13 protein-coding genes are annotated in these 14,568 nt (G+C 37.6%); 6 read left to right on the top strand and 7 right to left on the bottom strand.

The window, feature by feature from the left end:
- Positions 1 to 13: 13 nt before the first annotated feature.
- Both BLT95_RS01310 and BLT95_RS01305 read left to right on the top strand, forming a co-directional pair.
- Complete coding sequence (locus tag BLT95_RS01310; RefSeq protein ID WP_089664272.1) at positions 14 to 718, top strand: RNA pseudouridine synthase; 705 nt, start codon at positions 14 to 16, stop codon at positions 716 to 718.
- 51 nt (positions 719 to 769) lie between these two features.
- Positions 770 to 1,615 (top strand): neutral zinc metallopeptidase, encoded by an 846-nt coding sequence (locus tag BLT95_RS01305; protein WP_089664271.1) that lies wholly within the window; start codon positions 770 to 772, stop codon positions 1,613 to 1,615.
- Positions 1,616 to 1,646: 31 nt separating this feature from the next.
- Here the strand turns inward: BLT95_RS01305 and BLT95_RS01300 are convergent, their stop codons facing one another.
- The 3 genes from BLT95_RS01300 to BLT95_RS01290 form a co-directional block, all read right to left on the bottom strand.
- A complete protein-coding gene (locus BLT95_RS01300) occupies positions 1,647 to 2,771 on the bottom strand; it encodes an adenylate/guanylate cyclase domain-containing protein (RefSeq protein ID WP_089664270.1) in 1,125 nt (374 codons plus the stop codon).
- A gap of 129 nt (positions 2,772 to 2,900) precedes the next feature.
- Positions 2,901 to 3,770, bottom strand: coding sequence for a DMT family transporter (locus BLT95_RS01295; protein ID WP_089664269.1), 870 nt, complete (start codon positions 3,768 to 3,770; stop codon positions 2,901 to 2,903).
- Between the two features lie 10 nt (positions 3,771 to 3,780).
- Complete coding sequence (locus BLT95_RS01290; protein ID WP_089664268.1) at positions 3,781 to 5,325, bottom strand: hypothetical protein; 1,545 nt, start codon at positions 5,323 to 5,325, stop codon at positions 3,781 to 3,783.
- Positions 5,326 to 5,473: 148 nt separating this feature from the next.
- Between BLT95_RS01290 and BLT95_RS01285 the strand changes: the two genes are divergently transcribed.
- From BLT95_RS01285 to leuB, 4 genes are read left to right on the top strand one after another with little or no spacing between them, the layout of a single operon-like run.
- Complete coding sequence (locus BLT95_RS01285; RefSeq protein ID WP_089664267.1) at positions 5,474 to 6,646, top strand: 2-isopropylmalate synthase; 1,173 nt, start codon at positions 5,474 to 5,476, stop codon at positions 6,644 to 6,646.
- Between the two features lies 1 nt (position 6,647).
- Positions 6,648 to 8,030: a 3-isopropylmalate dehydratase large subunit gene (gene leuC / locus BLT95_RS01280; RefSeq protein ID WP_089664266.1), complete on the top strand. Its 1,383-nt coding sequence runs from the start codon at positions 6,648 to 6,650 to the stop codon at positions 8,028 to 8,030.
- A complete protein-coding gene (leuD, locus tag BLT95_RS01275; RefSeq protein ID WP_089664265.1) occupies positions 8,030 to 8,647 on the top strand; it encodes a 3-isopropylmalate dehydratase small subunit in 618 nt (205 codons plus the stop codon). Before leuC ends, leuD begins: the two co-directional genes overlap by 1 nt.
- Before the next feature lie 10 nt (positions 8,648 to 8,657).
- The gene (gene leuB, locus BLT95_RS01270; protein ID WP_089666812.1) at positions 8,658 to 9,773 is read left to right on the top strand and encodes a 3-isopropylmalate dehydrogenase; all 1,116 of its coding nucleotides are present in this window, start codon (positions 8,658 to 8,660) and stop codon (positions 9,771 to 9,773) included.
- Between the two features lie 186 nt (positions 9,774 to 9,959).
- On the opposite strand, the gene argH is transcribed toward leuB, so the two are convergent.
- The 4 genes from argH to BLT95_RS01250 all read right to left on the bottom strand — a co-directional run bounded on the left by argH (position 9,960) and on the right by BLT95_RS01250 (position 14,477).
- Positions 9,960 to 11,249, bottom strand: a complete 1,290-nt coding sequence (argH, locus tag BLT95_RS01265) for an argininosuccinate lyase (RefSeq protein WP_089666811.1) — start codon at positions 11,247 to 11,249, stop codon at positions 9,960 to 9,962.
- Positions 11,250 to 11,496: 247 nt separating this feature from the next.
- The gene (locus tag BLT95_RS01260) at positions 11,497 to 12,576 is read right to left on the bottom strand and encodes a M20 family metallo-hydrolase (RefSeq protein WP_089664264.1); all 1,080 of its coding nucleotides are present in this window, start codon (positions 12,574 to 12,576) and stop codon (positions 11,497 to 11,499) included.
- Entirely contained in the window at positions 12,576 to 13,352 is a 777-nt protein-coding gene (gene argB, locus BLT95_RS01255; protein ID WP_089664263.1) for an acetylglutamate kinase, read from the bottom strand. The genes BLT95_RS01260 and argB overlap by 1 nt, the downstream gene beginning before the upstream one ends.
- Before the next feature lie 174 nt (positions 13,353 to 13,526).
- Positions 13,527 to 14,477: an N-acetylornithine carbamoyltransferase gene (locus BLT95_RS01250; protein ID WP_089664262.1), complete on the bottom strand. Its 951-nt coding sequence runs from the start codon at positions 14,475 to 14,477 to the stop codon at positions 13,527 to 13,529.
- Positions 14,478 to 14,568: the final 91 nt, after the last annotated feature.

The following is a 14,568-nucleotide window of genomic DNA, read 5'->3' as shown; positions in this document are numbered from 1 at the left end:
GAACTTATCAAAATTGAGTTTAGAAAAAACACTTTCAAACAAAGATAATCTTCAGGTTCTCCACGAAGATAACCACATCATAATTGTGAATAAACGTCCGGGAGATATCGTTCAGGGTGACAAAACCGGTGATAAGCCTTTAAGTGAAGTTGTAAAGTCTTATTTAAAAGAAAAATATAACAAACCCGGAAATGTCTATTTGGGGGTTGTACATCGCCTTGATAGGCCCACCAGCGGAATTGTGGTTTTCTCAAAAACTTCCAAAGCCTTACCCAGACTCAATAAATTATTTCAGGATAAAAAAGCAAAGAAGACTTACTGGGCAGTTGTTAAAAACCCACCTCCGAATAAATCTGGCGAGCTTGTACATTTTATGAAAAGAAATTCTAAACAGAATAAGTCTTACGCTCATAAGAATGAAGTTCCTGATAGTAAAAAAGCCATTCTTGATTACAGATCCTTAAAAAAGCTGGATAATTATTATTTACTGGAAATAGATCTTCATACAGGAAGACACCACCAGATTAGGAGTCAGCTCTCGGCTATTGGCTCTCCAATTAAAGGAGATCTTAAATATGGCTTTGACCGAAGTAATAAAGACGCCAGTATACATCTGCATTCCCGGGAATTAAAATTTACCCATCCCGTCAAAAAAGAAGATATACATATTATTGCTCCTCCCCCATCAGATCCTATCTGGGATGCTATTATGAAATAATTAGAATTTTTAAAGCGCATTATTCCTTATTTTTAACTAAAAGTTTAAAATATGAAATGGCGAGGTAGAAGACAAAGCGGAAATGTTGAAGACCGGAGAGGTTCTTCAGGAAAAGGTAAACTAATCGCTGGAGGTGGTATTATTGGAATAATTTTCGTCATCGCTCAATTTGTACTTAGTGACGGGGACATATCTGTTCTTGAACAATTTAATGATGTAAGTTCCCCAAATACAGAATCCCGGGAATTAACTGCTGAAGAAAAAGAACTCGGGGAATTTACTGCGACCTTACTTGCTGACACCGAAGATGTTTGGAATAATATCTTTGCTGAAAATAATATGAATTATCGTGAACCCGGTCTGGTCCTTTTTTCTGATGCGGTTCAAACTGCCTGCGGAGGTGCATCTTCTGCCAGCGGTCCTTTTTATTGTCCTGCAGATCAAAAAATTTATATGGATCTTAGATTTTTTGAAGAACTTCGGAGCAGATTTGGAGCGGAAGGTGGTGATTTTGCAATTGCCTATGTGATGGCTCATGAAGTTGGGCATCACGTACAAAATTTACTGGGTACCGCTACAAAAGTTAGACAATTGCAACAGCAGAGTAGTCAATCTGAAGCGAATGAATTATCGGTTGCTTTGGAATTACAAGCTGATTTCTATGCCGGAGTCTGGACGTATTACAATAAGAAATATCTTCAGGAAGGTGATATTCAGGAGGCTTTAAGCGCTGCCAACGCCGTTGGTGACGATGCTATTCAGAAAAGAACAAGCGGAAGAGTGAATCCAGACTCATTTACTCATGGAACTTCAGAACAACGTATGAAATGGTTTATGAAAGGATATAGATCTGGTGATATTAATCAGGCAGATACTTTTAGCCAGATTTTGAATTAGAACTATAAGAAGCTTATAACTTATTTAATTATTATTCTGTTATTCCATATAGTTCTACTGCCTGAGATCTACCTTTTAAAAATGTTTCACCTAAATACTCAAAATCATATTTCGAATTAGCACTTGATAGAATTGATTTCACAGATTTGGAGATCAACAGAGATCTATTGTACTGGTTACATAGGCTCTGTATCCTTGCAGCAGTATTAATAGCATCCCCATGGTATGCTATCTCTCTTTTGATCTGGCCAACTTCTACTGCGGTCACAATCCCGAAGTGCAGGCCTGCCTTAAACTCCGGAACAAGACCATAGTGATTCATATAATAATCATGTTTTTTCATCAGTTTCCTTTCAAAATCATAAAACAGGGAAAGACAGGACAAATTTCGTATTCCTTCGTTTGCAGGCCAGGTGATCACTGCTTCATCACCCACGTATTGATATACTTCTGCATTATTTTGAGTCAAAGTCTTATTCAGATCCATAAAGCAATCTCTTATAAGAGAGCTGTATTCCAGATGCCCAAGACCTTCGGCATGTGTAACCGAAGATTTTAAGTCCAGGAACATGAAAAAGCGTTCCTCTTCTTTGGGTGTTCTATACTTTCCCAGGATCAGGGGAATTAAAATTCCAGGCCCGAACATTACATTCATTTGGTTTATAAAACTTATCACAACTGCCATGAATGCAACATAAATCAAAAATGACCAGTAGATATTATGCCAGATTTTATCATTATTGGTAAAAATTGAATAATCGGTAGCAAAAAAAGTTTTCAATATGTCCAAAAAGAAAAACCTTATAAATAACAGTACTATAAAAACTACAATAGGATATAAAATAATCCTTAGAAGAAATACAAACCCCAAAGATAGCTTCTGAATACCGGTCCTGGCAAGTAGGAGATCAATGATACCTAAAACTATTCCCAAAATAATCCCTATGGCGAGCGAAGAAAGAATTGCGGCATGAATTGAAAATGGAAACCTAATCTCTTCTAGCTGACTTAAATTAGCGGTATTCATATAAGAAAGAAAGGAGTACAGAGAGGTCGCTATTATCCAAAAATTTACCTGTATTCCTATAAAACTCAGGTCGGGAAACCTATATGCAATTTTGCGTGCTCTGGAGGAATAATCTTTATTGGGTAACATAATATTTCTCTTACATGGCAAATTATGATTTTTTTAGAAAAGAGTTGAACAAATTTTATAATGAAGATGTTTGTAAATATTGATCATAGCTCACTTTTTCTTGTATCAGCTTAAATTCCTTACAATGAATTATTTATTTCTAACCGCAAGTAAACTTTCAATAACTACAGCGCTAATTATCAAAGTCCCGCCAATGATAGTCTTTAAAGATGGTATTTCGCTTAAAAATAATGCTCCCAGGGCTATTCCATAAACCGGCTGTATACTGCTCATAATACTGGCAGCGGTAATGCTGAAATTCTTAAAACTTTTCAGAAATAAAGTATGTCCTATGCAGGTGGTAAGTACGGCAAGAACCAGTAAAGGTTTCCATTGATTAGCAACTTCTATAAATTCACTGAAAAACAAGGACGGCAGCAACAAAACGGAAATCACCAGGATTTGGTAAAACATGAGTGCAGATTCATTGTATCGCTCTACTTCCCTTTTCATCAACAGATTCCGAAGGGAATAAAAAACAGCTGAAGCCACCCCTAATATAATAGCGATAAAAGAATCATTTTCAAGATCAAAAGTGGGACTTAGAAAATAAATGCCCGCTAGGACCAGCAAACCTAAAGCTATATGAATATTATTGAACCTGGTTTTGAATAAAACAGGCTCCAAAAAAGCCGTAATCACGGGATAGGTAAATAAGGATAATAAAGCGATCGCCACACTGGAAAACTGGAGGGAAAAGAAATAGGTAACCCAATGGACTCCCATTAAAATTCCGCCAAGAATCATTTTTAAAAGATCCTTTTTATTTTCAATTTTCAGATCAATCCCTTTCCACCTGCAAAAAAGATAAAAAACGATCATGGCGATGACGCATCTATAGAATATAGTAATAACGGGATGCAGCGTGATATATCTACCCAGTACTCCGGAAGTACTAATAAGCAAAACCGCAAAATTTAATTGGAGAATATTGGTTAAATACTGTGGTCTTTCTAACAAATTCTGGGTTTTATCTCGAATATTCCTGATTCTTTTCCATGATAATTTCCATTACCGGCCTGTTCTCGATATTGCTTTCAAGCCAGGAAATAATATCCAGGTAAAGAAAAGCTCTCCTTTCATAAGGGTGATCCTCAAATTTCTTTAAAGTAGCGTGTAACTTTTTAAATTCATCTTTAATATCTAATGGTGAGACATCAGGTAATTTTCGCAGAAATTTAATCATTGCTATTTGTACCTCGTGCATATCGTCCATCTTGATCAAAAACTTATAAGTAGATTTTACCAGGCTGTCCAGATGATAATCCATTCCCGCCTCGTAATGTGCCACCAAATTTAGAATCCTGGCGAAACACATGAGATCCTGTCTCATTTCCAGGGACTTATTATTAATGATCTTTTTCAGGAATTCAATACATTTTTTAAAGTTTCTATCCCCAAAATACAGGCACGCAATCTTATAGTAAAACACCATAATATGATGTGCATCCAACCTGTCTTCAAATTTGGCAATCTTTTCAATGATCTTAGTTATAAGGTCATCTGAATTGCTGAACTCCCCTTTCATAAATCTAAGGTTGAGTTTGTTTGAATAAACATATAAAAAAGAGAGTGCGGAAATATTATCGTTATGCGGAATTTTGGGATCCCGTAATGAATTCTCAAGCTCCTTTAATGTTTTTTCAAAAAGCTCCGTATGATTTAAGTAGAACAGCGATTCTAACAAATAATGACTCCCTTTTAAATAGGAAACAGGATGTATGGGAATCAAACGTTTATATTCAATAAAAAGATCCTTCCATTTCATGGAATATCTATAACACCCAAGAAAATCCTGGGTTAAAAAGCTATACCAAAGATGTACTTTATAAAGCCAAAGACGCTCCCTAAACCCTAATTCTTTATAGTTATAATCTGGTAGTTTCTTTTTAAAATAAGCTTTAATTTCATCTGCTTCCTTCTGACTTTTACAATATCCTTTTTTTAAAAAGATAGAATATAATTCTAATGAAAGATTAGAAAGCTGACCCCATAAATTATTCAGTTTACTAATTTCTTCAGTCTCCTTAATCAATAGATCTGCCCGGTTACTCATACTCCTGGTGATATACTGTGACTCAATGATCTTTTCAAGCTCCAGGATTTCATAGGTAAGATTCTTCTCTTCAAAATTGAGTGCCAGAGTTTTTACCTTATCCAGTAATTTCAAACTCTGCTGGTAAAGCCCTTTATGATAAAGTATATAAGCAAAATCCACCTGTTCTCTTATCTGTACAGGAATACTTTGGTGCGCAGGATTTAGCCGAAGAGAAATCAAAAGCTGTTTATAAAGATGTGTTTTAACATTAGAAAGCTGAAGCTTGGTAATTTTGGTGCTCTTCAGGATTTCTGCCTCATCATACTTTTTTTGACGCAACATGACTTTATATAAATTCAGAAATTTAGAATCTGAATTCACCCCAACCCTTCCAACATAAAGAGAAAATTGTCTCTTTTCAGAAGCCGATAGAGATTTTATTAAAGAAAATAAGTTTTCGGTTAAGTCATTGGTCATTGTAAATCAAAATTTTGCAAAACACTGTAAAACAAATGATTGCAGGCATTAATAACTCATTCAAGAATCGTAACGCTTTTCGTTATTGGATGTGTAAAGCATGATGATTCCAATACTTTAGATAAAGATAAAGTAAAATAAATCTCATATGCGTACTGAAAAGGTAGAAATTTTTGACACTACATTGAGGGACGGAGAACAAGTTCCCGGCTGCAAACTGAATACCCAACAAAAATTAAAAATTGCCGCACGACTGGATGAACTCGGTGTGGACGTGATTGAAGCTGGATTTCCAGTTTCAAGTCCTGGCGATTTTAAATCGGTAAGTGAGATTTCAAAATTGGTTAAGAATGCTACCGTTTGCGGATTAACACGTGCCGTTAAGAATGACATTAAAGTGGCTGCTGATGCATTAAAGTATGCCAGAAAACCTAGAATACATACCGGAATTGGAACTTCAGATTCTCATATTAAATATAAATTCAAATCAACCAGACCTGAGATTATTGAAAGGGCCGGGGAGGCTGTGGCTTATGCAAAAAGCTTTGTAGACGATGTAGAGTTTTACGCTGAAGATGCCGGAAGAACGGAAAATGAATTTCTTGCCAAAGTATGTACTGAAGCTGTGAAAAACGGTGCTACAGTGCTTAATATTCCAGATACTACAGGCTATTGTCTTCCGGAAGAATATGGAAAAAAGATTAAATATTTAAGAGAGAATGTAGTAGGAATTGAAAATGTGATCATTTCCTGCCATTGCCATAACGATCTTGGACTTGCAACAGCAAATGCAATTGCCGGTATCACAAATGGTGCAAGACAAATTGAATGTACCATTAATGGAATTGGGGAGCGTGCGGGAAATACTGCCTTAGAAGAAGTCGTCATGATCCTGAGACAACACCCTTATTTACAATTAAATACAGATATCAATCCGCAGTTATTGTATGATACCAGTGTAATGGTTTCAAGGGAAATGGGAATGTTCGTCCAGCCTAACAAAGCCATCGTCGGTGCCAATGCCTTTGCGCATAGCTCGGGTATCCACCAGGATGGCGTCATTAAGAATAGAGAAACATACGAAATTATAGATCCAGCCGAAGTCGGGGTAACCGAATCGGCTATTGTTTTAACTGCCCGTAGCGGTAGAGCAGCTTTAGCGTACAAAGCGAAAAAAATGGGTTATAATTTAACTAAACTGGAATTGGACATTGTATACAGTGAATTTTTAAATTTTGCTGATCAAAAGAAAGAAGTTGCAGATAATGATATCCATATCATAATGGAACATTATAAAAGAAATTCCAGAGCGATTGCATAAGATGAAGAAAACACTTTTTGATAAAATATGGGATTCCCATGTAGTGGAAAGTATACCAAACGGACCAGACATTTTATATATCGATAAACATCTGATACATGAAGTGACCAGTCCGCAGGCATTTAATGAATTAAAGGAACGGCATATTCCTGTGTTTCGTCCCGAGCAGATCGTTGCGACGGCAGATCATAATACACCAACACAGGATCAGCACCTTCCTGTGAAAGATCTTTTATCTCGAAAACAATTGAAAGAATTAAGTCAGAACTGTAAAAAGAACAATATCACGCTTTACGGTCTTGGGCATCCTTACAATGGAATCGTTCACGTCATGGCTCCGGAATTAGGGGTCACTCAACCCGGAATGACCATTGTTTGTGGGGACAGCCATACCTCTACACATGGAGCCTTCGGAACCATTGCTTTCGGAATTGGAACCAGCCAGGTCACTCAGGTATTTGCTAGCCAGTGTTTACTGGTGGAAAAGCCGAAAAAACTTCGGGTAAATGTCAACGGAAAACTGAAAAACGGAGTGCTTCCTAAAGATGTGATCCTTTACATCATTAGTAAACTGGGAACAAATTCTGGTACCGGATATTTCTGTGAATATGCCGGAAATGTCTTTGAAGAAATGTCTATGGAAGGTCGAATGACGGTTTGTAATATGAGCATTGAAATGGGCGCTCGTGGCGGACTCATAGCTCCAGACCAAACTACGATAGATTATGTGGAAGGCAGAGAATTTACTCCAAAGGGCGTAGAATTTGAAAAAATGAAAGCGCATTGGAAAACTTTAAAAACCGATGAAGATGCTGAATTTGATCAGGAATATTCATTTCAAGCGGAAGATATAGAACCCATGATCACCTACGGAACCAATCCGGGAATGGGAATTAAACTTACAGGAGCTATCCCCACGGAAGGAAATAAAAGTGATGCAAAAGCCCTGGCTTATATGAATTTTAAACCAGGTGAAATTTTACTGGAAAAACCTATCAACTATATTTTTATAGGTAGTTGTACGAATTCCAGAATTGAGGATTTTAGAGTGGCTGCTTCCTATATTCAAGGGAAGAAAAAAGCTGATAATGTAAATGCTTTAATTGTCCCTGGAAGCCAGCAGGTTGCGGCGCAGATCAAAGAAGAAGGTCTGGACAAAGTCTTTGAAGAGGCCGGGTTTACTCTGAGACAACCGGGATGCTCGGCTTGCCTGGCAATGAACGATGATAAAATTCCGGAAGGAGAATATTGTGTATCCACCAGTAATAGAAATTTTGAAGGAAGACAGGGGCCGGGTTCAAGAACAATTCTGGCAAGCCCATTAACTGCTGCCGCTACAGCGATCTCCGGAAAAATTTCAGACTACACCCAAAACCTGAACTAATGGAAAAATTTATAACACTTACCGATACCGTGGTGCCCTTGGATGCCGAAAATGTGGATACAGATCAGATTATCCCTGCTCGATTTCTAAAAGCCACCGATAAAGAAGGCTTTGGAGAAAATCTTTTTCGTGACTGGCGCTTTGATAAACATGGAAAGCCGAATGAAGATTTTGTGTTAAACCAGGATAAATTTTCTGGATCAATTCTTCTGGCTGGAAACAATTTTGGATGTGGTTCCAGCCGTGAACATGCTGCCTGGGCAATAAAAGCTTACGGATTTAAAGTGGTTGTTTCCAGCTATTTTGCAGATATTTTCAAGGGAAATGCCCTGAACAATGGCTTATTACCAGTCCAGGTAAGCCCTGAATTTCTTTCTGAACTGTTTATTTCCGTTGAAAAAGATCCCAATGAAAATGTCATTATAAACCTGAAAGAACAAAAAATAACAATTCAGAGTTCCGGGAAATCTGAACATTTTGATATTGATCCTTATAAAAAGACCTGTCTTATTAACGGATATGACGATATAGACTTTTTGACCAGTAAACTGGAAGCGATTAAGGAATTTGAAAAGAAAAGATCCGGCAGTAAAAAAATACCGGAAGAAACCTATTAATATAAAAAAGATGAAATTTAATATAGCCGTACTTCCCGGAGACGGGATTGGTCCTGAAATAACGCAGCAGTCAGTGAAAGTGTTGAAGGCTGTTGCAGATAGATTTGATCATGAGTTCAATTTTGAAGAAGCTGAAGTGGGTGCAGTAGCAATAGATTTATTGGGGGATCCGTTGCCTGAAACCACACTCGAGCTCTGTAAAAAATCTGACGCTGTGCTATTTGGGGCAATTGGAGATCCAAAGTATGATAATAATCCTAATGCAAAGGTTAGGCCGGAACAAGGTCTTTTAAAGCTAAGAAAAGAACTTGGCCTCTTTGCCAATATCAGACCGGTAAAGGCTTACGAGAGCCTAATTCATAAGTCCCCGTTAAAACCTGAAAATATCGAAGGTGCAGATATGCTTATCTATCGCGAGTTAACAGGTGGAATTTATTTTGGAGAAAAAAGCACTTCTGAAGATGGAAAAACTGCTTCAGACCTCTGTACCTATTCGGTTGAAGAGATCGCACGTATCACCCATTTAGCATTTAAGGCTGCTGAAAATAGAAGAAAAAAACTTACTCTTATAGATAAGGCAAACGTGCTGGAAACCTCACGTTTATGGAGAAAAACGGTGACCGATATTGCTAAAAATTATCCTGGGGTAAAAGTTGATTATTTATTCGTGGATAATGCTGCCATGCAAATGATCTTAAACCCAAAACAATTTGACGTAATTCTTACCGAAAATATGTTTGGCGATATCATTTCTGATGAAGCCAGCGTCATTGGTGGAAGTATTGGTTTGCTGGAATCTGCATCTGTGGGAGCCAAGAACGCTATGTTTGAGCCAATCCACGGATCGTATCCACAAGCTACCGGGAAGGGAATTGCCAATCCCCTGGCTTCCGTACTTTCAGCAGCCATGATGCTAGATCATCTGGGACTTAAAAAAGAAGCTGAAACGGTAAGAATGGCTGTAGATTTGAGTATTAAATTGAATGTTTGCACCATAGATATTAATAAAGACAACCATTATTCAACCGAACGAGTTGGAGATTTTCTGGAAAGTATCATCAGCGATACCGAAGGTCATATTGTGAATAATGAAAATCTCAACCTCGGGCAGATGACCATTATATAAAGATTAGTTCATGTTTGTTTAGACAGTTACCTCCTGTTAGATAGTTATCTTCAGGAGGTAACTTTATTAGAAATCATTTGAAAACAACTTATTATTTTGAACACGTATTAGCGAAATGAAGAATCGCTACGTGATCAATTAGTGTCCTCTCCCGAATCTTTGAGATTGGAAAGACAATCAGGATTTTTAAATTTTCAAATTAATCCCTTCCTTTTTTTTCCTGATTTTATCTAACGAAAGATTATCCTTACTACCAGAGTGCGAATGCAACATCCCCTCTGTAGCTTGATAAGATCCATCCTGAACCTGTTCTCCAATGATTTTATACGCATCCCTGAAAGATTTACCGCTCATCACCAGTTCATTGATGCTATCTACGGTAAACATGTATTTATATTTTTCATCCTTTAAATCAACTTCCTTCACTTCAATCTGGGCAATTGAATGAGTGAAAACATCAAGAATCTCTTTCATATTTTCCACCGCATAAATACTATTCTCTTTAATAAGCTGAAAATCCCTGTGATAACCGCTGGGTAAATTATTGGTAATAAGGATCATTTCATTGGATATCGCCTGAAGCTTATTGCATTTACCTCGTATAAGTTCAAAAACATCCGGGTTCTTTTTATGAGGCATAATGCTGGAACCAGTGGTCAATTTATCGGGGAAGGTGATAAAATCAAAATTCTGACTCATATACAAACAAATATCCATCGCAAACCTGGAAAGTGTATTCGCCAGTGAAGCGATATTGGAAGTCACCGTTCGTTCACATTTACCTCTGCTCATCTGGGCAGCCACTACATTAAATTTCTGAGTAGCAAAGCCTAATTCTTTAGTAGTAAAATCGCGATCTATAGGAAAGGAAGAACCATATCCTGCTGCGGAACCTAATGGATTTTGATCCACGATCTTTAAGCCAGCATCAAGTAAATACAGATCATCGATCAGTAATTCAGCGTAAGCTGAAAACCATAATCCAAAGGAAGAAGGCATGGCTACCTGAAGATGGGTGTATCCAGGAAGCAGTTTTCCTTTATGCTCTTCAGCCAGACCTAACAGTACATCAATAATAGCTTTGGTTTTCCCTGATATCTCCTGAATATTTTCCTTAAAATATAACTGCTGGGCTACTAAAACCTGGTCGTTTCTGGAACGGGCAGTATGAATTTTCTTCCCGGTGTCGCCAAGTTTTTTGGTGAGTTCATATTCAATTTTGGAATGAACATCCTCAAAATTCTCTTCAATCTTAAATTCACCATTTTCAAGCTGAATTTTCATTTTTTCCAACTCTGAAATCAGGTCTTCCACCTCATCCTCTTTTAGAATTCCGACGCTACCAAGCATTTTCGCATGAGCTTTTGAGGCCTGAATATCATATTTGGCCAGGTGCATGTCCAGTTCCCGGTCATTGCCAACAGTGAATTTTTCGATCTGTTTATCTATTGAAATACCTTTGTCCCAGAGTTTCATAGTTTTCTTTTTTAATGTTTTATCAAAACCTTTTCTCATTCCGAAGAAGTGCACGACTGAGGAATCTCAGATTTCTCACTACGTTAGAATTGACAATTAATGTTTTATTCTTTCTTTAAATAAATTCCTTCATCCTGAACTTGAATCAGCTTCTCTTGAGATCCTGAATCAAGTTCAGGATGACGATTATCATTTGCCGCACTGAGCCTGTCGAAGTGCATAAAAAATTTGACACACTTCGACAGGCTCAGTGTGACATTTCTTTAAGCGCTTTTCCAAGCAGTTTTATATATTTCTCAATTCCTTCTTCAACCTCTTCTACATAAATAAATTCATTAGCCGAATGCGATCTGGTAGAATCACCGGGACCTAATTTTAAAGAAGGACAACTTAACATAGTCTGATCTGACAAGGTTGGTGAACCATAGGTATCCATTCCCAAATCAATTCCTGCTTTTACCAGTTCATGATCTAGAGGAATTGAAGACGAATTTAATCGCAAGCTTCGAGCATGGATCTCATCTACCGGAGCTTTTTCTTTCAGGATTTGTTCAATCTCTTCATTGCTATATTTGTCATTTACCCGAACATCGATCACCAGGTGAACTTTTGCCGGTACTACATTATGCTGACTCCCAGCCTGGATCTGAGTAACCGTCACCTTCACTTCTCCCAGGTTTTCAGAGACTTTCTCTAATTTAAATTTTTCAAACCACTCCAGCACTTTGGCTGTTTTATATATAGAATTATCGGTATTGGGATGGGCAGCGTGTGAGGGTGTTCCTTTTACTATCGCATCAAATACTACCAGGCCTTTTTCAGCAACCGCCAGATTCATCAGAGTGGGTTCTCCCACAATGGCTACATCAATTTTCGGAATCTCCGGAAGCAATGCGGCAATCCCGTTTTTCCCGTTGATCTCCTCTTCTGCAGTACCGGCAAAAAGGATATTATGAGTCAGGTTTTCTTCTGAAAATAAATAGGTAAAAGTAGCCAGAAGTGAAACCAGGCATCCACCCGCGTCATTGCTCCCCAAACCGAATAATTTACCATCTTCGATTTCTGCCTTAAAAGGATCCCTGGTATAAGCCGAATTCGGTTTCACGGTATCATGATGGGAGTTAAGCAATAAAGTTGGCTTAGTTTCCTCAAAATTTTTATTCACCGCCCAGACATTGTCCAGGTGACGTTTACAGGGAATATCATAGTCTCTAAACCATTTTTCCAGATGATCTGCAGTATGATCTTCTTCTCCCGAAAATGACTGCGTTTCAATTAGTTTTTTTAGTAATTCAATGGCTTGTTGCTGGAGCTCTTTTACCTGCATTATTTTATAATTTTAGTATGGATGGCATTATTCTTCAATAAACTGACGTCGCCAAGATTGACTGTTGAAACTCCTCTTTCTATCGCTTCAAAACAATTATGAAGTTTTGGAAGCATTCCGTCTGTGATAACTTTTGATTCCACCAATTCTGCATAATTTTTAGAATTTAACTCCGGGATCACAGAATTTTCATTTTCAACATCGGTTAAAACCCCTTTTTTCTCTGAGCAATAAAATAGTAGTGTTTCATACATATCACTGAAGGCGATCGCAATTTCAGAAGCTACCGAATCCCCGTTTGTATTTAACAAAACCCCATCCTCTGTGCACGATATTGCTGAAAAAACAGGTACAATATTTTGCTTAAGAAGTAAATTTATAAAATCTGTATTGACATTTTCAATATCCCCAACAAACCCATAATCGATCTCCTTTACTTCCCGCCTTTTTGAAATCAAGACTTTCCCGTCTGCACCGCAAAGACCAATTGCATTTTGCTTTTTAGCCTGAAGTTTTGCCACGATATTTTTATTCAGAAGTCCGCCATAAACCATCGTGATCACTTCCATAGAATCTTTATCGGTGATCCTTCTTCCATCGATCATTTTAGTTTTAAAACCCAGCTTTCCGGCCACTTCAGTGGCTTTATTTCCGCCACCATGAACCAGAATTTTAGATCCCTCCAATTGAATAAAATCTTCTAAAAATGTATTTAGTAAAGCTTTATTTTCGATCAGCTTTCCTCCTATTTTTATGACTTTTAAGGTTTGTTTCATCTTCAACTTATTGTTTTAGTTTTCATTCCGAGAGAGTTTTTGAACGAGGAATCTCAAATCAAGAGATTTCTCACTGCCATCGAAATGACAATACCAACATTATCTTCAAGCTGAACTTAATTCAGCTACTTATTAGATCCTGAATCAAGTTCAGGATAACAGCTTATTATAAAATTATTTCAAACACTCCAATATTCTCTTCAACACTGCCTGTGCTGCAAAAGTCCGGTTGTTTGCCTGTTGGATCACGATAGAATTTTCACTATCCAGAATATCGTCGGCAATCACAACATTTCGCCTAACCGGAAGACAATGCATCACTTTCGCGTTATTGCTTTGCTTTAATTTCTCCTTATTCACCGTCCAGTTTTTTTCAACATTTAAAACCTGTCCATAGTTCTCGTAACTGCTCCAGTTTTTCACGTACACGAAATCTGCATCCTCAAAAGCCTTTTCCTGATCATGCTCCACCCTGGTATCTTTTCTGATTTCCGGGTTTAAATCATAACCCTCGGGATTGGTGATCACTAGATCCACTTCTAATTTTTGCATGATCTCCACAAATGAGTTTGGCACCGATTGTGGCAAAGCCTTTGGATGTGGAGCCCAACTTAGAACCACTTTGGGTTTCTTTTTCGCATTTTTAAATTCCTGAATCGTAATTGCATCGGTCAAGGCCTGTAAAGGATGTCCCGTAGCACTTTCCAGATTAATAACCGGAACCGAAGCATATTTTTTAAAACTGTTCAGCACCTGTTCAGATTCATCTTTTTCTTTATTTTTTAATTCAGGGAAAGCCCTTACGGCAATAATATCACAGTATTGGGAAAGCACGGCCGCAGCTTCTTTTATATGTTCAGCTTTATTGGAGTCCATAATAGCGCCATCTTCAAATTCCAGTGCCCAACCATCTTTATCGGCATTCATCACCATGACCTCCATCCCAAGCAATCTTGCAGCTTTTTCTGTACTTAATCTTGTACGCAGACTGGGATTAAAAAAAAGCATTCCCAAAATTTTACCATTTCCAAGATTAGGTGCTGTATTATTAGATTTCAGACTTCTTGCTTCCTTTATTAAGGTTTCGAGGTTGTCTATATCTGCTAAACTGGTATAATTTTTCATTAATTTTATTTTTTGTCATTCCGAAAAAGCTTGCGACTGAGGAGTCTTAGATTTCTCACTTCGCTCGAAAAGACATTCCTTTTCTTTTATT

The sequence above is a fragment of the Gramella sp. MAR_2010_147 genome, assembly GCF_900105135.1.
Taxonomy (GTDB): domain Bacteria; phylum Bacteroidota; class Bacteroidia; order Flavobacteriales; family Flavobacteriaceae; genus Christiangramia.
This window is presented reverse-complemented; position numbering and strand designations above follow the sequence as displayed.

Excerpts from the sequence above, each read along its gene's own strand:
- BLT95_RS01260 (WP_089664264.1), bottom strand. The coding sequence starts at position 12,576 with ATGCAGGTAAAAGAGCTCCAGCAACAAGCCATTGAATTACTAAAAAAA.
- argH (WP_089666811.1), bottom strand. The coding sequence starts at position 11,249 with ATGAAACTCTGGGACAAAGGTATTTCAATAGATAAACAGATCGAAAAA.
- BLT95_RS01305 (WP_089664271.1), top strand. The coding sequence starts at position 770 with ATGAAATGGCGAGGTAGAAGACAAAGCGGAAATGTTGAAGACCGGAGA.
- BLT95_RS01250 (WP_089664262.1), bottom strand. The coding sequence starts at position 14,477 with ATGAAAAATTATACCAGTTTAGCAGATATAGACAACCTCGAAACCTTA.
- leuD (WP_089664265.1), top strand. The coding sequence starts at position 8,030 with ATGGAAAAATTTATAACACTTACCGATACCGTGGTGCCCTTGGATGCC.
- leuB (WP_089666812.1), top strand. The coding sequence starts at position 8,658 with ATGAAATTTAATATAGCCGTACTTCCCGGAGACGGGATTGGTCCTGAA.
- BLT95_RS01285 (WP_089664267.1), top strand. The coding sequence starts at position 5,474 with ATGCGTACTGAAAAGGTAGAAATTTTTGACACTACATTGAGGGACGGA.
- BLT95_RS01300 (WP_089664270.1), bottom strand. The coding sequence starts at position 2,771 with ATGTTACCCAATAAAGATTATTCCTCCAGAGCACGCAAAATTGCATAT.
- argB (WP_089664263.1), bottom strand. The coding sequence starts at position 13,352 with ATGAAACAAACCTTAAAAGTCATAAAAATAGGAGGAAAGCTGATCGAA.
- leuC (WP_089664266.1), top strand. The coding sequence starts at position 6,648 with ATGAAGAAAACACTTTTTGATAAAATATGGGATTCCCATGTAGTGGAA.
- BLT95_RS01290 (WP_089664268.1), bottom strand. The coding sequence starts at position 5,325 with ATGACCAATGACTTAACCGAAAACTTATTTTCTTTAATAAAATCTCTA.